12 protein-coding genes, 2 tRNA genes and 1 pseudogene are annotated in these 18292 nt (G+C 66.6%); 8 read left to right on the top strand and 7 right to left on the bottom strand.

From position 1 onward, the window contains the following. The first annotated feature begins 73 nt into the window (after positions 1–73). The 6 genes from QZ258_RS05155 (at position 74) to QZ258_RS05130 (ending at position 9310) form a co-directional block, all read left to right on the top strand. Positions 74–544 (top strand): hypothetical protein, encoded by a 471-nt coding sequence (locus QZ258_RS05155; protein WP_294179615.1) that lies wholly within the window; start codon positions 74–76, stop codon positions 542–544. Next, the gene (locus QZ258_RS05150) at positions 541–2331 is read left to right on the top strand and encodes a type IV secretory system conjugative DNA transfer family protein (RefSeq protein ID WP_294179614.1); all 1791 of its coding nucleotides are present in this window, start codon (positions 541–543) and stop codon (positions 2329–2331) included. Before QZ258_RS05155 ends, QZ258_RS05150 begins: the two co-directional genes overlap by 4 nt. Positions 2332–2558: 227 nt before the next feature. Further along, positions 2559–3107, top strand: coding sequence for a hypothetical protein (locus QZ258_RS05145; RefSeq protein WP_294179613.1), 549 nt, complete (start codon positions 2559–2561; stop codon positions 3105–3107). Between the two features lie 59 nt (positions 3108–3166). Then, a complete protein-coding gene (locus tag QZ258_RS05140) occupies positions 3167–8176 on the top strand; it encodes a helicase (protein ID WP_294179612.1) in 5010 nt (1669 codons plus the stop codon). 61 nt (positions 8177–8237) lie between these two features. Further along, on the top strand, positions 8238–8696 hold the full coding sequence (locus QZ258_RS05135) for a single-stranded DNA-binding protein (protein ID WP_294179611.1): 459 nt from the start codon (positions 8238–8240) through the stop codon (positions 8694–8696). A 14-nt stretch (positions 8697–8710) separates the two neighbouring features. Further along, positions 8711–9310: a hypothetical protein gene (locus QZ258_RS05130; protein ID WP_294179610.1), complete on the top strand. Its 600-nt coding sequence runs from the start codon at positions 8711–8713 to the stop codon at positions 9308–9310. Positions 9311–9348: 38 nt separating this feature from the next. Here the strand turns inward: QZ258_RS05130 and QZ258_RS05125 are convergent, their stop codons facing one another. Together QZ258_RS05125 and QZ258_RS05120 are read right to left on the bottom strand one after the other, a co-directional pair. Further along, positions 9349–10296, bottom strand: coding sequence for an integrase core domain-containing protein (locus QZ258_RS05125; RefSeq protein WP_294179609.1), 948 nt, complete (start codon positions 10294–10296; stop codon positions 9349–9351). Further along, positions 10293–10610 (bottom strand): helix-turn-helix domain-containing protein, encoded by a 318-nt coding sequence (locus QZ258_RS05120; RefSeq protein WP_294179608.1) that lies wholly within the window; start codon positions 10608–10610, stop codon positions 10293–10295. The genes QZ258_RS05125 and QZ258_RS05120 overlap by 4 nt, the downstream gene beginning before the upstream one ends. Before the next feature lie 254 nt (positions 10611–10864). Between QZ258_RS05120 and QZ258_RS05115 the strand changes: the two genes are divergently transcribed. After that, positions 10865–11281, top strand: coding sequence for a sulfate permease (locus QZ258_RS05115; RefSeq protein WP_294179607.1), 417 nt, complete (start codon positions 10865–10867; stop codon positions 11279–11281). Positions 11282–11343: 62 nt separating this feature from the next. Further along, positions 11344–12453 (top strand): annotated as a pseudogene (locus tag QZ258_RS05110) (recombinase family protein); the annotation flags it as partial. 559 nt (positions 12454–13012) lie between these two features. On the opposite strand, the gene QZ258_RS05105 reads toward QZ258_RS05110, so the two are convergent. The 5 genes from QZ258_RS05105 to gyrB form a co-directional block, all read right to left on the bottom strand. After that, positions 13013–13085 (bottom strand) — tRNA-Ala (locus QZ258_RS05105). Between the two features lie 14 nt (positions 13086–13099). After that, positions 13100–13173: transfer RNA gene (locus QZ258_RS05100), tRNA-Ile, on the bottom strand. A gap of 79 nt (positions 13174–13252) precedes the next feature. Continuing rightward, entirely contained in the window at positions 13253–13657 is a 405-nt protein-coding gene (locus tag QZ258_RS05095; RefSeq protein WP_294179606.1) for a DUF3566 domain-containing protein, read from the bottom strand. Continuing rightward, positions 13654–16194, bottom strand: a complete 2541-nt coding sequence (gyrA, locus tag QZ258_RS05090; RefSeq protein WP_294179638.1) for a DNA gyrase subunit A — start codon at positions 16192–16194, stop codon at positions 13654–13656. The genes QZ258_RS05095 and gyrA overlap by 4 nt, the downstream gene beginning before the upstream one ends. Positions 16195–16234: 40 nt before the next feature. Beyond that, positions 16235–18208, bottom strand: coding sequence for a DNA topoisomerase (ATP-hydrolyzing) subunit B (gyrB, locus tag QZ258_RS05085; RefSeq protein ID WP_294179605.1), 1974 nt, complete (start codon positions 18206–18208; stop codon positions 16235–16237). Positions 18209–18292: the final 84 nt, after the last annotated feature.

Raw genomic sequence — 18292 nt, 5'->3', positions numbered from 1 at the left:
CTGGGAGGCGGCGGGCGCACCTGATGGCATGAGAAAGCCTCCCGCCAATGCTCCTATTCCTACACCGGTGTCGATGCCGGTGGTCCGTCTGGCCGTGTACGACGACGGCACGATGAGCGCCACCGTCGACGGTGAGCCCCTCGCGCCGCCGGTCGCCGAGGGCGTGTGGCGGCGCGGCTCGTTCGCGCGGATTGTCGATCAGGTCACCGCCGAGCGGATGATCCCGGCACGGGTCGAGGTCACCGAGGCCGATGGTTCGGTGTTCACCGACATCATTACCGCCGCAGCCCGCAAGAACACCCCAGCCTCTGACCTGCCGGAACCCGAACCGGCGAATGCGCCCCGGCTGCTGGAAGTGACCGGGGAGGGCTTTGTGCCCGGTGAGGACATTGCGGTGTGCCGCATCATCCGGCACACCGACGCGGCTCCGACCGGCACAGCCCGCGCGCTCATCGACCTGGCCCATGACCACATCGACGCTGGCGACGAAGTTGTGCTGGTGGGCCGGGTCTCGGGCACGTTCGTCGTGCGGAGCCTGTCATGAGCGCTCCGGCACCGGGCAGGCAGACCGGCTCATTCGGGGACGAGCTGACCAACGCCGCCATGATCGGCCTGATCGGGGTGTTCGCGCTCGCACTGCTGCTGCGCGGGGCCGGGTCGGTGGCCGCGTTCCTCACCGGAACTGCTCAGCCGGCGGCTGGCCCCGCTGCCGGGGTCGGCGTGCTGTTCAACCCCGGCGACCCGGCGGCCGCGCTGGAGGCCGAGGGCCTGAACGTCGTGGCTTACTGGATTGTCGCGGTCGTCCTGCTCGCGCTGCTGGCGGCGGCGATCACCTGGGTCTGGACGCTGCTGCGCCGCCAGTCGCGCAAGACCGCGACCGACCCGCACCGGCTCGTCGGCATCGCCACGAAACACGACGTCGCCGGGGCCGCATCGACCAAGGCACTGCTGGGTCGGGCTACGAACCTGCGCCCCTCGCTGGCACGCCCGGCACCTGCCGATGTGGGATACCGGCTCGGCACTTCCCACGGACATGACGTGTGGGCCAGCGTCGAGGACTCGATTCTGCTGATCGGGCCGCCGCGCTCAGGCAAGGGCCTGCACATCGTCATCCCGTCGATCTTGGACGCGCCGGGCGCGGTCGTGGTGACCTCGACCCGCCCGGACAACCTCACCGCGAGCCTGCGAGCGAGGCAGCGCATCGGCCCGACAGCGGTGTTCGACCCGCAGCATCTGGCCGAGGGCATCCCAGCCGGGCTGCGATGGTCACCGATCAGGGGCTGCGAAGACCCGCTGACGGCGATGATCCGCGCAACCGGCCTCGCCTCAGCGACCGGCCTGAGCTCCGGCGGCGTCGAGGGCGGCGGGTTCTGGGAGGGCAAGACCCGCTCCGCGCTGCAAGCCCTGCTGCACGCGGCCGCGATCGACCACAGGCCGCCCGCCGAGTTGTTCCGCTGGACGCTCGACCCGACCACCGCCGCCGACGCAGTAGCGATCTTGACGAACAGCCCTCTCGCGGCGGGCGGATGGGCCGAGTCCTTGGAGGCGATGATCGACTCCGAGCCGCGCACCCGTGATTCGATCTGGCAGGGTGTCTCGCTGTCGCTCAGCGCCTTGGCCGATCCGCGTGTGCTCGATGCGGTCTCACCGGGAGACGGCGAGGACTTCGACCCCGAGAAATTCATCCGGTCGCGCGGCACCCTATACCTGCTCGCCACCGGCGCCGGGGCCGGTGCCAGCGCTGCGCTGGTCGCGGCGTTCGTCGAAGACCTCGTGGAAGCGGCCAGGCGCGTGGCCGCCCGCTCGCCGGGTGCCCGCCTCGACCCGCCGATGGCGCTCATCTTGGATGAGATCGCCAACCTCAGTCCGCTGCCGAGCCTGCCGACTCTCATGGCCGAGGGCGGCGGTACGGGCATCACGACAATGCCGGTGCTCCAGAGCCTCGCGCAGGCGCGTGACCGTTGGAGCGAGAACCAAGCCAACGCGATCTGGGATGCGGCGATCACCAAGATCATCCTCGGCGGCGCATCCAACAGCCGCGATCTGCAAGACCTCTCCGCGCTGATCGGCGATCGCGACGAGTTCACCGACAGCGTGACCGTGGGCGATCACGGCACCCGCTCGAATCAACGCTCGATCCGGCGCGTGCCGATCATGCCGCCCGACCGTATCCGCACCCTCCCGTTCGGCACCGCCGTCACCATGCTGCGCTCGGCCCCGCCGATCATCACCGACCTGCGCGCGTGGCCAAAACGACCCGACGGTGACCGGCTGAAGTCCGATCGCGCCGAGATCGAGGCGTTGCTGGAACGAGGCTCGAATGGCACCTGAGCAGCACCTATCTCACCGACCGCTGACCTACGACCGACAGCTTCGGCCACGGGCAACGACGACAACGGCCCGAGTGTGGTGGAGGTGATAGCTCATGGCCAGACGCAGGAGCCGGAAAGCGCCGCCCGGTCAGCTGGAGTTCGACCTGTGGGGGCTGGCCGAGCAGACCGCCGACGAGCAGATCAGCGAAGCCGCCGAGAGCACGCCCGGCGTGGAGGGAGCAGAACGTGAACAAGTACGGGGCGCAGGCGATGCGGCACTGGAGGACGCACGCACCGGAGCGGTACGAGCTGATCGAGAACCCGACTCGGTTCTTCACCGAGCTGGGTCTTCAGGCGCAGGGCCAGATCACCGAACTGGCGCGGCAGATCGAGACGAACCCGGCGTTGACGCTGGCGAAGATGGCCTCTTCGGAGCAGACTTACTGGCAGGACGTGGCGCACCGGATGACGGCGCTACGGATAGCGGAGGAGGTCGTGATGCAGCAACTCGCCTGGGTCACCGACCCGAGCCTGCCGCTGGACAAGGCCCGTCAGGAGTGGAACCAGACCTCCCCGAACGACCAGAACCTGATCATGTGGGCCGAGCGAATGCAGGACGCCCCCGATCTGATGCCGTCGACGGTCGACCTGGAGCAGAAAGCCAAAGACTGGGCCGTGCCACTCTGGTTCTTGGAGGGCCTGGTCGAAGCGGAGATCCCGAGGCGGTATCTGGAAGAGCACCAGAGCCTGCTGGCGGAGGCAGCGACGATCCGCTTCCTGCGCGAAGTCCGCTAACTCCCGCTGCTGGCGACACCGACCCGGAGCCACGGTCTGCCGCGCCGGTGTTGCGGTTCGTGCCAGCCACGCACGACGATCTGGCCCCCTCGGGCGCGAAGGCTCGCTTCCACGCGAACGTGGCCGCCGTCGAAGCCGCGCGGCTGCTCGCGGCTCAGGAACGCCCGGCGACCGCCGAGGAGCAGCAGATGCTTGCGCGCTGGTCGAGCTGGGGCGCGGTGCCCGATGTGTTCGACGAGTCCAAGCAGGACTGGAACACGGAGCGCGAGCAGCTGCGGAGCTTGCTCACCCCGGAAGAGTGGGATGCCGCCGCGCGCACGACGATCAACGCGCACTACACCGACCCGTTGATCGTGCGGCAGATGTGGCGGGCCATGACCGGTCTCGGCTTCGACGGCGGCAGGGTTCTGGAACCCGGCTCCGGGCTGGGCACGTTCCTCGGCATGGCCCCCGAGCCGGCGCGCATGACTGGGGTGGAACTCGACCCGGTGACCGCGGCGATCAGCCGCGCCCTGTACCCGCACGCCGAGGTTCGCGGCGAGTCGTTCGCCGACACCCGACTGCCCGAGGGGTCGTTCGACGCGGCGATCGGGAACGTGCCGTTCTCGGATGTGACCTTGCACGACCCGGTGCACAACCCGACCCGACAGTCGATGCACAACCACTTCATTCTCAAATCCCTCCGGCTCGTCAGGCCGGGCGGGATGGTCGCCGTGCTGACGTCGCAGTACACGATGGATGCGCAGAACCCCGGCGCGCGCCGCGAGATGGCGATGCTCGCCGACCTCGTGGGCGCGGTCAGGCTCCCCGCCGGGGCGCATCGGCGCACGGCGGGCACCGACGTGGTGACCGATCTGCTCATCCTGCGCCGCCGCGAAGACGGCCAACCGCTCGCCGACGAACTGTGGGAGACGGTCACCCCGATCGGCCTGGACGGGCAGCGGGCGAAGATCAACGCCTACTTCGACCACCGCCCCGAGCATGTGCTCGGTGAGATGCGTATCCGGCAGAGCATGTACGGCGCCCCGACGCTCACGGTCGACGGCAACCTCGGGCGGCTGGAAACCGACTTGGCTGACGTGCTCGATCAGATCACGTTCAGCGCGCGTCGCACCGGGCTGATGTTCACCGCGCCCACGGCGGAGCATCAGGCGCGGCAAGCCGCCCGTGTGCCGTCACCACCGCAGTTGTGGGATGGCAGCATCGTCGCCACCGACACCGGGTTCGGCACCGTCTCCGCCGGTGCGGTCGAACCGTTGGAGGTGCCGAAGTCGGCTGGGGCGGAGTTGCGTGCCCTGCTGGGGTTGCGCGACGGCGCGCACCGGCTGCTCGAACTGGAGGCCGCGACCGTCGATGACACCGACGAGATCAACGCGGCACGCGAGGGTCTGCACCGCGACTACCGCAAGTATGTCGGTAGGTACGGGCCGCTGAACCGCTACACGCTGCGCCGCACCGGACGCACCAACGATGCCGGGGAAGACACCTACGCCCGCACGGTGCCGACCCCGATACGGCTACTGAGAAGCGACCCGTTCGGGGCGCTCGTGCTCGCCCTGGAGCAATTCGACGACACCGACCAGACCGCGACCCCGGCGGCGATCATGACACGCCGGGTCGTCTCCCCACGAACCGAACCACAAAGCGTCGACACCCCGGCCGACGCGATCGCGGTCAGCCTCGACCGCAGCGGGCGGATCGACCTGCCGCTGATCGCGGACATGCTCGGCATGGACGAGCCCGAAGCTCGGCAGGCGCTGGGCGGGCTGGTGTTCACCGATCCGGTCACCGACGAACTCATCCACGCCCCCGCGTACCTCTCCGGCGATGTGCGCGTGAAACTGGAGCAGGCCACGACACGCGCTGCCGACGACGCCGAGTTTCAGGCGAACGTGGACGCGCTGACCGAGGTCGTGCCCGAAGCGCTCGGGGTGCAGGAGATCAGCGCCCGCATGGGAGCGGTGTGGATCAGCGCCGAGGTGCACGCGCAGTTCTTGAACGAGCTGCTGCGCACCAGCGACGTGAACGTGGAGAACCCGCTGCCTGGCATGTGGGAAGTGCGCGGCGGCCGCCAAGGGCTCATGTCCACCAGCGAATGGGGCACCGAACGTCGCCCCGCCCCTGATATCGCCCAAGCGATCATGGAACAGCGCACCCTGCTCGTCTACGACGAGATCGAAGACGTCGAAGGCAGGAAGCGTCGCGTGCTCAACCCGCTGGAGACCACCGCCGCGCAGGAGAAAGCCGACGCCCTGCAAGAGCGGTTCTCCGAGTGGGTGTTCGAAGACCCCGAACGCGCCCACGCCCTCGTGACCGAGTACAACCGGCGCTTCAACTCCATCGTGCTCAGGGATTACACCGACGCAGGCGAGTACCTGAGCCTGCCGGGGCTGGCGGAGAACTTCACTCCCCGCCCGCACCAACGCTCGGCGGTCGCCAGGATGATCGCCGAACCCTCCGCCGGACTGTTCCACGAGGTCGGAGCGGGCAAGACGGCGGAAATGATCATGGGCGTAATGGAGATGCGCCGCATGGGGCTGATCGACAAGCCCGTGCTGGTGATCCCAAACCACATGCTCGAACAGTTCTCCCGAGAATGGTTGCAAATCTATCCGCAAGCCCGGATTCTCGCCGCCTCGTCCAAAGACCTCACCGCCGACAAGCGCCGCCTGTTCGTCGCACGGGCGTCGGCGAACGAGTGGGATGGCGTCCTGGTCACGCAGGGCGCGTTCGAGAAGATTCCGCTTCGTCAGGAGACTCAGCAGGCGTACATCCAAGCCCAGGTGGACGAGATGCGGGACGTGCTCGCCACCGCGACGGGTGAGAACGCGATGAGCGTCAAACGCATCCAGCGCAAGCTGCTCCAGCTGGAGAACAAGGTCAAAGCCCGCATCGACGTCGGCCGGGATGCTGGGGTGTGTTTCGAGGACACCGGCATCGACTACGTGGTCGTCGACGAGATGCACATGTACAAGAACCTCACCACCGACTCCAACATCGCTGACGCCGCGATCGAGGGTTCCAACCGCGCCAGCGATCTGCACATGAAGCTTGAATACCTGCGCTCCCAAGGCCGAGAGCGAGTCGTCACCGGGGCGACCGCGACGCCGATCAGCAATAGCGTCACCGAAGCGTTTGTGATGCAGAAGTACCTGCGCCCGGACTTGCTGGAGGCGGCCGGGATCGGGGCATTCGATGCGTGGGCGGCGACGTTCGGGCAGACCGTCACGCAGATGGAGATGGCCCCCACCGGCAACAACACGTTCCGCATCAAGACGCGGTTCGCGAAGTTCCAGAACGTGCCCGAGATGCTCAAGCTCTGGTCGATCTTCGCCGACGTGAAGACCGCCGAGGACCTGCAACTCCCGATTCCCCACCTCACCGAACGCGACGACCGACGTCGGGCACCGGCAACGGTGGCGATCCAGCCCACGGTCGAGCTGGAACAGTTCATCGAGACCCTCGGCACCCGCGCGGAGAAGGTCGCGGCCCGAGCGGTGTCGCCGAGCGAAGACAACATGCTCACCATCTCCACCGATGGACGCAAAGCCGCGCTCGACATTCGCATGATCGCCCCGCGTGACCCCTCGGGGCCGACCAAGGTCGATCTGGCCGCCGACAGCATCCACAAGGTGTGGGAGCAGACGAAAGACAACACCTACCTCGACCCGATCACCGGGCAGGAGTCGCCCGTGCGCGGGGCGTTGCAGTTGGTGTTCTCCGACATCGGCACCCCGAACCCGACCCGGTGGAACGCCTATGACGAACTCCGGGCGCAACTGGTCGCACGCGGGATGCCTGCTGAGTCGATCCGGTACATGCACGAGGCCAAGACCGACGTGGACAAGGCCAGGTTGTTCGCCGCCGCGCGCGCCGGGCACGTCGCGGTGCTGATGGGCTCAACCGAGAAGATGGGTGTCGGCACCAACGTCCAGAACCGTGCCGTCGCCTTGTATCACCTGGACTGCCCGTGGCGACCGAGCGATATCGCTCAGCGCGAGGGGCGCATCCTGCGCCAAGGCAACCAGAACGCTGAGGTCGGCATCGTAAGGTTCGTCACCGAGCGGTCGTTCGACTCGTACATGTGGCAGGGCGTCGAACGCAAAGCCACGTTCATCGCGCAGCTCATGCGCGGCAGCCTCGACTCCCGCGAGATCGAGGAAATCGACTCATCCGCGCTCTCTGCCGCAGAAGCCAAAGCGATCAGTTCCGGCAACCCTCTGCTGTTGGAGCACTCCATCGTGCACACCGAAGTGCAGCGGCTGCGCCGTCTGGAGCGCGCATACCACCGCAACGAGTCGATGCTCACCCATGCTCACGACCGCGCCAGCGATCACATACGCCGTGCCGCCTCCGACATCGAAGCCCTCGAAGCGGTCCTGCCGCGTGTCACCGATACCTCCGGTGAGAAGTTCCGCATCGAGCTACGCGGCCACACCTACACCTCCCGCACAGACGCCGCCCACGCGCTCGCGTCCTGGGCGCACGACTCCGACCTGAAATGGGCGCCCCGCTACGCCACCCGCGACTACGGCACGATCGGCAAGATCAGTGGCTTCGACGTCACCGTCTCAACCAGTCCGGCGCTCGGGGCCGAACCGATGGTGACCGTCAGACTCGACGCAGTGCCGCGCAGTGGCTTCACCATGACCCGCCAGTCGCTCCTCGACGGCGGCGTCGGACTCATCCAGCGCATCGAGAACCGCGCCTCCGGCATCTCCGCGCTCCTGGAGCAAGCCCGCGACGACCTCACCAGCGCCGAGCAAGAACGCGACGACGCGGAGCAACGCATCGGCCAGCCCTTCCGCCACGCGGCGGCCCTCGCAGACGCCGAGAACGACCTCACCCGAATCGAGACCCAGCTGGCCGCGATGCAAGAAGACATCGACCACGCAGCACCGCCCGAACCCTCGCCGCAGAGCCCTCCGAGCGGGCTGACTGTCGAGACGGTGCGGGCGCACCGGGCGGCGTTCGGGGTGCGAGCCGACCCGGCACGGACCCCGAGCACCACCGGAGCGTTCACCAGCACTGGCGGCGAATCGCGTGACCTTTCCCCACGGGGACTCTGAGCGCACCTTCCCGTCACACCAGCCGAAGAGAGGCGGTGCGACGCGAACAGGAGGATGCGTGATGGGGATCAAGAACGGCACGATCATGGTCGGTCACATCGCCGGTGACCCGCGACTGACCCACAGCGAGAAGACCGGCACCCCGAGGTTCTACGCCCGCGTCGGCGTCGACCACTGGCGACGCGAAGATGACGGCACCTTCACCAAGACCGACCGGACGTTCCACGACCTCGCGGTGCGCTACAAGGCCGCCGAAGCAGCGATGGAACTGTTCAAGAAGGGCGACGACTTCATCGCCACCGGACGGTTCGAGAAGTTCACCGACCCCACCACCGGGGCCGAACGCGAGGAGTTCCGCGCCGACACCCTCACCCCGAACCCCGTCAGCACACGGCTGAGCATCGAACGCGAACCGCGCCCCGGCCCGGGACGAGACGCGCCCGGCGCTGACCGAAGCCAGGCATTCGAGCGGCCCGAGCAGTCCTCGCAAGCCCGCGAGCCTGCGACGCTTGGCCGCTGAACCGGGAGCAGACCATGAGCGATCACACTCGCGCACCAGCCGAAGAACCTGACGATAGGCCAGACCCCGATCTCGACCCCGCATCGACGCCTGAGCCGCACGGTGACCTCGGACCGGTGCTGGAGGAACCGCCCGGCCCGATCAACTGGAACCTCCTGACCGCTGATGAGGCAGAGCTTGCATGGTTAGAGCTGAACCAGTGGGTGAACTGGCTGCGCACCACCTACGGGCTGCCCACCTCGGTGATTCCTCCGATGTGGCACCGTCACCCCGAGCTGCACTGGGAACTCTCCGCACTCCACACCCACTGGCTCAACGCTTTCGATCCGCAGCAAAACGGTTCGGCCCCGATCGGCTGGCATCGCGACTTCGCCGACACCAGACAACGACTGCGCGATTGGGTCGCCGCCAGCGGCACCCGGCTTGACCGGGACCGGCCCACTCGCCAGACGATCTGGCCAGGAGAGGACGAAGCCACGCCCATCGAAGACACCCCCATCGAGAACCGTGACGAGGACTTCGTAGCGTTCGTCATCGCCGACGTCGAACGCCGCCGCCAGATCGAACACGACTTCTACGCCAGCCTCAACCCGAACACGGGCGAACTCGCCTGAACCTCCAAAGAACACTCGTGGGGTCGAGCTGTCCCGCGTCAAGCTGCTGGCAGGTTCTCGGGCTCGGGAAAGTTGGGCACGAGGGGGTCGGCCAGGCCGAGGTGGACGTCCAGGGGTCGGTTGAAGGCGATGGCCTCGTGCGGGCGGACGGAGTTGTACTCGGCTCGGTAGTCATCGGCGTGGGCGACGAGTTGCAGGACGTCGTCGATCTCTTCGAGGAAGAGGCGTTCGTACTTCAGCGAGCCGAACCCGCGTTCGCGGGACCCGTTCTGCCCGGGCGTTCGCACGCGGGTACGCACGTGTCGCAGCTCGGTGTGGGCGGTGATGAACGCCTCGAACCGGAACGAGCGGAACGGTCCGCCGTTGTCCGTCACGATTGTGACGGCCGGGATCACGTTCCCGGCCTCGCCGCGGGAGCAGGCGTCGATCAACGGGCGGCCAAACATCGCCTCGTAGTCCGCCAGGGCGGCCTCGATCGCCGCGATCGCGTCGTGCTGGTTCGCGGTCGGGGACACGTGCCAGGGATGCTCGTACTTCGACCAGTAGTCCCGGCACCCCGCGATGCGCCACGTGCCGCCGGTCGTGGTCTCGAACTCGGAGAAGTCCAGCTGCCACACCTGATTCGCCCCCGTCGGCTCGGTCGCGAACGCGGCCTTGCGACGCTCGGCGAGCTGACGACGTTCGCGCTGGTAGGCCTGGGTGAGGATCAGCCCCTCGTCACGCAACAGCCGAAGCACCGTGGCCTGGGAGACGACGTGCCCGTCGTGGCGCACCATGGCCCAGACCTTGCGGTGTCCCCACGCCGGATGCGCCAGCGCGTGCCGCCGGGCGGCGTCCGTGACGGACTCGCGGGCCGGGCGCGGCCACGGACCCTTGACCGGGGCCCCAGCCCGGGTCCGGGCCTGCCAGCGTCGCCACGACCTCTCGGGCACGCCGACCAGGGAGCAGAACCTCGTGGTCGGCATGCCCGCCTCCAGACGGATCACCTCGAGGTCCTCGAAGGGCCCAACCGGCCCTCCGCGGACTTCTTCCACACCCGGACCTCCAGGTGCGCCTCACCCAGAGCCTGGGTTAGCTCGACGACCTCGGCCTCCAGCTGCTGCTCACGCGTGGACGGCCCCGACTTCCCAGCGGCGAGCCCCGTCTTGCCGGCCTCGAGGAACTGTCGCTTCCAGTTCCCCACCGACTGCTCAGACACCTTCGCCCGCCGAGCAGCCTCAGCGACAGTGACCTCGCCGGCCAGGACCGACAACACGATCCTGGTCTTCTCCTCAGCCGGAACGGCTGGTGGTCTTGCCATGAACGATCAGACTCCTCACAGGTCAGGCCCGCAAGTAACGGGCCCTGCCACTAAGTCTGACGCGCGACAGAGCCACACAGCTCGACCCCACACTCATGCCCTTCCCGAGTGTCAGCTGACCCGGTAGAATCAAGGGCACAGGCGACATCACATCAGCTAGGCCGTCACCCTCCGTGGAGACGGCATGACGAGCCGGGCACCCCGCCCAGGAGAGTCCATCCCATCAAGGCGTCGCCGCGTGGGAGGACTCCGTCATGCTCCGACTGATCTGGAACACCAGCACCCGCATCCGCACGTTCATGCGCGTCTGGATGCCCACCAACATTCTGCTCGACGCCCTCCGCACCAGGCGAGGGCTGCGCTGGGGAATCCCGGCCATGCTGCTCTCAGTCGGCTACTTTGCCGTCGCCTACTGGTGCACCACTCTCATCGCCGATGGTAGCCCCGGCTGGCTACACCTGATCGTGCTGCTGTGCATCATCGACGCCTTCAAGTTCCTCATCAACGGCCCCATCACAGCCGCCAGACTCATCACCGTCCGTCGCCGTGAACGGAAGCACGACCACCTGAGCCGACAGGCACCGAGCGCACCTGTAGGGCATGAGGCACTACCGGACAACGAACACGGGGCGGCGTATCTCGGCCGAACCTCGGGTGCACTCCACACCTGACCGCGCCCGTCTGGTCGACCTCGTGCTGCACCTCGCCGACGAACTCCACGCCCACGAACTCGATGAACGCCAGCGCCGCATCGACACTCCGAACATCCACGACGCATCACCATCTGCTCCGGCAGATGAGCAAGGAACAGATCACGATGACACTCCTGGCCCCACATACTGAGACCGACTCCGCCCCCTTGTTCACGGCAGTCACCTACCAGCGGGTTTCAACCAAGGAACAAGCAGCCAAGGGCGGACGCGATGAGGGATTCTCGATCCCCGCCCAACGCGAAGCCAACACCCGCAAAGCGGAGGCGCTCGGGGCGCGGATCGTGGCCGAGTTCGTTGACGCCGGTGAGTCCGCGCGTTCGGCCGACCGGCCGGACTTACAGCGCATGCTGGAGTACATCGCCACTCATCAGGTCACCTACTGCATCGTGCACAAGGTCGACCGGCTCGCCCGCAACCGGGTCGACGACGTGGAGATCCACCGCCGTCTCGTCGAAGCAGGCGTCACGCTGGTGTCAGCGACAGAGAACATCGACGAGACACCCTCGGGGATGCTGCTCCACGGGATCATGTCCTCCATCGCGGAGTTCTATTCCAAGAACCTCGCCACCGAGGTCACCAAAGGACTGAACCAGAAGTTCGAGACCGGCGGCACCCCGATGCGCGCCCCGATCGGCTATCTCAACGTCCGTAAACGCGACGAACAGGGCCGCGAATACCGCACCGTCGAAATCGACCCCGAACGCGCCCCGCTGGTGCGCTGGGTGTTCGAGGAGTACGCCACCGGGGAACGCACCGTCGTGGACCTGCTTGCCGAGGTCACCGCGCGCGGCCTGACCACCGTGCCCACCCCGAAGCGCGCCTCCGGTCCGATGGCGCGGTCCGGGTTCTTCAAGTTGCTGCGCAACCCCTACTACATCGGCATCGTCCGCTACAAAGGCGCAGAACAGCCCGGAACCCACGAACCGCTGATCGACATGGACACCTGGCAGCAGGTCCAGACGCTGTTGAACGCGCGCAAGATCGCCTCCGAGCGACGCCGCTCGCACGACCACTACCTGAAAGGCTCGCTGTTCTGCGGCACCTGCGGGTCGCGGATGCAGCTGGACTATCCAGCCAACAAGCAAGGAGTCCGCTACGCCTACTACGTCTGCTCCGGCCGCGCCTCCAAGCGGAAGAACTGCTCCCGACGAGCCGTCCCGGTCGGGGTCGCCGAACAGCTCGTCGCCGACTGCTACCAGGACATCGCGATCACCGAGGCCGAGTTCGCTGCCCTCGCCGCCGAGGTGGAGGCCGCGTTCGATGAACGTCTCGCCTCCCGGTCCCAAGAACTGGCCGAGCTGACCGAGAACCGCAAGCGACTCCAGAACGAGAGCGACAAGCTCCTGGCCGCGCACTTCGCCGACGCCATCGACCTCGACACGTTGAAGCGTCACCAAGACCGCATCCGCGCCGGGCTCGCTGACATCGACCGCAGGCTTGCCAGCGAACACGACCAGCACGAGGGATCACGCAAGCAACTCAGCACGGCACTGAGCCTGCTGGTCGACTGCGCCAACCTCTACGCCCGCACGAACGAGCAGGGCAAGCGGCTGGCAAACCAAGCCCTCACCAACGGCATCGAGATCAGCGAAGACGAAAGGGCGACGATCCGACTCGCCGAGCCCTTCGCCGCCCTCACACCAGAACCGACATCTACCGATGTCAGGTGTTCTAGTACGTCTTCAATTGTGGAGCCTAGGGGAATCGAACCCCTGACCTCCTGCTTGCAAAGCAGGCGCTCTACCAATTGAGCTAAGGCCCCGAATGGGGATGGAGTGGGGCTACCAGGACTTGAACCTGGGACCTCTTCGTTATCAGCGAAGCGCTCTAACCGCCTGAGCTATAGCCCCTCTTTCGGCGCGTTCCGTGGAACGGCCTCGCTTACACTACCTCACGCCATCGGCGCGAGCCAATTCGGCTGGGTACGACTTAGTTGTTCTGGAACCCGACGAGCAGTCCGCCGGTGAGCCGCACGCTCAGGTTGTAGAGCAGCGCGCCGATCGCCCCGAGGATGGTGCCGATGACCGCGTTGAGCAATCCGACCAGGATGGCGAACATCGAGACCTGGCCGAGACCGAACTGGTCGGCGATCTGGAAGCTCGGGTCACCCAGGATGTCCTGGAACAGACCATCGATGGTGCCGAAGATCCCGGTGGAGAACAGCACCACCCAGATCAGAATGGATGCCACGATCAGCACGACCGCGAGGCACACCCACACCAGGAACGACAGCTTCACGGCGGACCAGAAGTCGATGTAGACCAGGCGGAGTCGGACCTGCTTGCTCGGGGCCTGACGCTCAGTCTTGCGCTGAAGACGTGCTGCGACGCTCATTCCTCGGTCTGATCCTTTCCGGTGTCTCCGCCCTCGGCGTTCGGAGATTCGACGGCTTCGACATCGGCATCGCCTTCGGCCACGATCGCGGCGAGGTTTCGCTCGCTGTTGCGAGCAACAGCGATGATGCGATCATCGTCGGCAAATCGGGCGAACACGACCCCCATGGTGTCCCGACCCTTGGGCGGGACCTCGGCCACGGCAGAGCGTACCACCTTGCCACTGGCAAGAACCACGAGAACCTCATCGGCCGCATCGACGATGAGAGCCCCGGCGAGCCGGCCCCGATCATCGCTCAGTTTGGCGACCTTGATGCCGAGTCCGCCTCGGCCCTGCGCCCGATACTGGTCGACCGCGGTGCGCTTGGCATAGCCGCCCTCGGTGACCACGAAGACGTAGCCTTCGTCGTTGGCGACGGATGCCGACAGCAGCTCGTCGCCGCCCCGGAATTTCATCCCGATGACGCCGGAGGTCGATCGGCCCATCTTGCGCAGGCTCGCCTCGGTCGCCTGGAACCTCAGCGACATTCCCTGACGCGAGACGAGCAGCAACTCGTCATCGTCGTCGACGAGCATCGCCGAGACGAGTTCGTCGCCTTCGCGCAGGTTGATTGCGATGATGCCGCCGGTGCGATTGGTGTCGTACTCGGTGAGCGCGGTCTTCTTGACGAGGCCACCACGGGTTGCCAGCACCAGGTACTGGGCGACGCCGTAGTCCCGGATGTCGAGCACCTGGGCGATCTCTTCGTCGGGTTGCAGCGCGAGCAGGTTCGCGACGTGCTGGCCCTTCGCGTCGCGGCCGGCCTCCTGAACCTCGTAGGCCTTGGCGCGGTAGACCCGTCCGGTGTTCGTGAAGAACAGCAGCCAGTGGTGGGTGGTGGTGACGAAGAAGTGCTCGACGACATCATCGGCGCGCAACTGCGCTCCCTTGACGCCGCGGCCGCCGCGGTGCTGCGAGCGGTAGTTGTCGCTGCGGGTGCGCTTGATGTAGCCGCCGCGCGTGATCGTGACGACCATCTCTTCTTCGGGGATCAGGTCTTCGACGCTCATGTCGCCGTCGAACCCGAACATGATCTCGGTGCGCCGGTCGTCGCCGTACTTGTCGACGATCTCGGTGAGTTCCTCGGTGACGATCGCGCGTTGGCGACCGACATCGGCGAGGATTGCCTTGTATTCGGCGATCTCGCGCTCGAGGTCGGCGAGACGATCCTGGATCTTCTTGCGCTCGAGCGCCGCGAGGCGGCGCAGCTGCAGCGCGAGGATCGCATCGGCTTGCAGCTCGTCGATCGAGAGCAGCGCGATGAGCCCCTGCCGGGCCTCGTCCACATCGGGCGAACGGCGGATGAGCGCGATGACCTCATCGAGCGCATCGAGTGCCTTGACGTAGCCGCGCTGGATGTGCGCATCCGCTTCGGCCTTGTCGAGCCGGAACTGGGTGCGCCGGACGATGACCTCGATCTGGTGCTCGATCCAGAGCGTGATGAATCCGTCGATCGCCAGGGTGCGCGGCACCCCGTCGACGATCGCCAGCATGTTGGCGCCGAAGTTCTCCTGCAGCTGGGTGTGCTTGTAGAGGTTGTTGAGCACAACCTTCGCGACGGCGTCCTTCTTCAAGACGATGACGAGGCGCTGGCCGGTGCGGCCCGAGGTCTCGTCGCGGATGTCGGCGATGCCCGAGAGCTTGCCCTCCTTGACGAGGTCGGCGATCTTGATCGCCAGATTGTCGGGGTTCACCTGGTAGGGCAGTTCGGTGACGACCAGGCAGGTGCGACCCTGCAGCTCTTCGACCGTGATGACCGCGCGCATCGTGATCGAACCACGGCCGGTGCGGTAAGCATCCTGGATGCCCTTGACGCCGAGAATCTGGGCGCCGGTCGGGAAGTCCGGTCCCTTCACTCGGGCGATGATCGCCTCGAGCAGCTCCTCCTGCGTGGCGTCCGGGTGTTCGAGCGCCCAGAGCGCGGCCGAAGCGACCTCGCGCAGGTTGTGCGGGGGAATGTTGGTCGCCATGCCGACCGCGATGCCGACCGATCCGTTGACCAGCAGGTTCGGGAACCGGGCCGGGAGCACCACGGGCTCCTGCGTGCGGCCGTCGTAGTTGTCCTGCAGGTCGACGGTGTTCTCGTCGATGTCGCGGACCATCTCCATGGCGAGCGGCGCCATCTTGGTCTCGGTGTATCGGTGGGCGGCGGCGCCGTCGTTCCCGGGGGAACCGAAGTTGCCCTGGCCGAGGGCCAACGGGTAGCGCAGCGACCACGGCTGGACGAGGCGAACGAGTGCGTCGTAGACGGAGGAGTCGCCGTGCGGGTGGAACTGCCCCATCACGTCACCGATGATGCGGGTGCACTTGGAGAAGGCGCGATCGGGACGGTATCCGCCGTCGTACATCGCGTAGAGCACGCGACGATGCACGGGCTTCAGTCCGTCGCGCACATCGGGGAGCGCTCGACCGATGATGACGCTCATCGCATAGTCGAGGTAGCTGCGCTGCATCTCGAGCTGGATGTCGACCTGACGGATCTTGTCGTGGTCGCTCACGTCGGGGGCCCCGCCTTCGGGGCCGCCGGGCGTCGTGATATCAGATGTCAAGGAAACGCACGTCCTTCGCGTTCTTTTGGATGAACTGGCGGCGCGACTCGACGTCGTCACCCATCAGCGTGGAGAACACGCTGTCGGCGATGGCGGCGTCGTCGAGCGTCACCTGCAAGAGGGTGCGGCTGACCGGGTTCATCGTGGTCTCCCACAACTCCTGGTGATTCATCTCGCCGAGACCCTTGTAGCGCTGAACGCCGTTCTCCTTGGGGATGCGCTTGCCGTTCGCGGTGCCCTCCTTAATGAGCGCGTCGCGTTCGGCATCCGAGAAGACGTAGTCGTGCTCGGCGTTGGTCCACTTGATCCGGTACAGCGGCGGCTGTGCGAGGTAGACGTAGCCCATCTCGATGAGCGGGCGCATGCAACGGAACAGCAGGGTGAGCAGCAGCGTCGTGATGTGCTGACCGTCGACGTCGGCATCCGCCATCAGCACGATCTTGTGATACCGCGCCTTCGCGCCGTCGAATTCTTCGCCGATGCCGGTGCCGAAGGCGGTGATCATGGCCTGGATTTCGGCGTTGCCGAGCGCGCGATCGAGCCGCGCCTTTTCGACGTTCAGAATCTTTCCGCGCAACGGCAGGATCGCCTGCGTCTCCGGGTTGCGGCCCTGCACCGCGGATCCGCCGGCCGAGTCGCCCTCGACGAGGAAGATCTCGCTCTCCCACGGGTTGCGGCTCGAGCAGTCCTTGAGCTTGCCGGGCATCCCGCCGCCCTCGAGCAGGCCCTTGCGGCGGGTCTGTTCACGCGCCTTGCGCGCGGCGATGCGCGCGGTCGCGGCCTGGATGGCCTTGCGAATCACATCGCGGGCCTGGTTGGGGTTGCGATCGAACCAGTCGTTCAGCTGGTCGCCGACCACGCGCTGTACGAAGGACTTGGCTTCGGTGTTGCCGAGCTTGGTCTTCGTCTGGCCCTCAAACTGCGGCTCGCCGAGCTTGATCGAGATGACGGCCGTCAGCCCTTCGCGCACGTCATCACCGGAGAGGTTCTCGTCCTTCTCCTTGAGGATTCCCTTTTCGCGGGCGTACTTGTTGACGAGGGTCGTGAGTGCCGCACGGAATCCTTCTTCGTGGGTTCCGCCCTCGTGGGTGTTGATCGTGTTGGCGTAGGTGTGCACCGACTCCGAGTAGGCGGTCGTCCACTGCATCGCGACCTCGAGCGCAATGCGGCGTTCGGTGTCTTCGGATTCGAAGCTGATGATCTCGGGGTGGATGACTTCGGTCTTCTTGGCGGAGTTGAGGTACTCGACGTAGTCGACGAGGCCCTGCTCATAGAGATAGACGTCCTGTCGCGGCTCTTCGCCGTCCTCGATCGGGCGCTCGTCGGCGAGCGTGATGGTCAGGCCCTTGTTGAGGAACGCCATCTGCTGGAAGCGCGTGCGCAGGGTGTCGTAGTCGAACTCGACGGTCTCGAAGATGTCGGAGTTCGGCCAGAACGTGATCGTGGTGCCGGTGCCGTCGGCATCGCCGGCGTTGGCGAGCGGCGCATCCGGAACACCATCGTGGTAGCGCTGGGTCCAGAGCGATCCCTGGCGACGCACGGCGACCTCGAGTTTGTGCGACAGGGCGTTGACGACGGAGCTGCCGACGCCGTGCAGACCACCGGACACGGCGTAGCCGCCGCCGCCGAACTTGCCGCCGGCGTGGAGGATGGTGAGCACGACCTCGACGGTGGACTTCTTCTCCACCGGGTGCTCATCGACCGGGATGCCTCGGCCGTTGTCGATGACGCGCACGGCGCCGTCGGCGAGGATCGTGACCTCAATGCGGTCGCAGTGTCCGGCGAGGGCCTCATCGACCGAATTGTCGACGATCTCGTAGACGAGGTGGTGGAGTCCGCGCGGTCCGGTCGAACCGATGTACATGCCGGGTCGTTTGCGGACGGCTTCGAGGCCTTCAAGGACCTGGATCTGATTCGCGCCGTAGCTGTCGTCGCCGGGCGCAGGGGTAGCGGGTGGTGTCATAAAAAGGGCGTGCTCCTGCCGGATCGACGCCGTCGCCGTGAAGGTCTGACGGACCGTCTGATTCTACCCCAGCGGGGGTAGCGG

This window comes from uncultured Schumannella sp. (genome assembly GCF_905479755.1).
Classification (GTDB): Bacteria; Actinomycetota; Actinomycetes; order Actinomycetales; family Microbacteriaceae; genus DCRR01.
Note: the sequence above shows the minus strand (reverse complement) of the source record. Positions and strands in the feature narration are given on the sequence as shown.

Coding starts and splice junctions, on each gene's coding strand:
- QZ258_RS05155 (WP_294179615.1), top strand. CDS start 74: ATGCCGGTGGTCCGTCTGGCCGTGTACGACGACGGCACGATGAGCGCC.
- QZ258_RS05150 (WP_294179614.1), top strand. CDS start 541: ATGAGCGCTCCGGCACCGGGCAGGCAGACCGGCTCATTCGGGGACGAG.
- QZ258_RS05135 (WP_294179611.1), top strand. CDS start 8,238: ATGGGGATCAAGAACGGCACGATCATGGTCGGTCACATCGCCGGTGAC.
- QZ258_RS05130 (WP_294179610.1), top strand. CDS start 8,711: ATGAGCGATCACACTCGCGCACCAGCCGAAGAACCTGACGATAGGCCA.
- QZ258_RS05120 (WP_294179608.1), bottom strand. CDS start 10,610: ATGGCAAGACCACCAGCCGTTCCGGCTGAGGAGAAGACCAGGATCGTG.
- QZ258_RS05115 (WP_294179607.1), top strand. CDS start 10,865: ATGCTCCGACTGATCTGGAACACCAGCACCCGCATCCGCACGTTCATG.
- QZ258_RS05095 (WP_294179606.1), bottom strand. CDS start 13,657: ATGAGCGTCGCAGCACGTCTTCAGCGCAAGACTGAGCGTCAGGCCCCG.
- gyrB (WP_294179605.1), bottom strand. CDS start 18,208: ATGACACCACCCGCTACCCCTGCGCCCGGCGACGACAGCTACGGCGCG.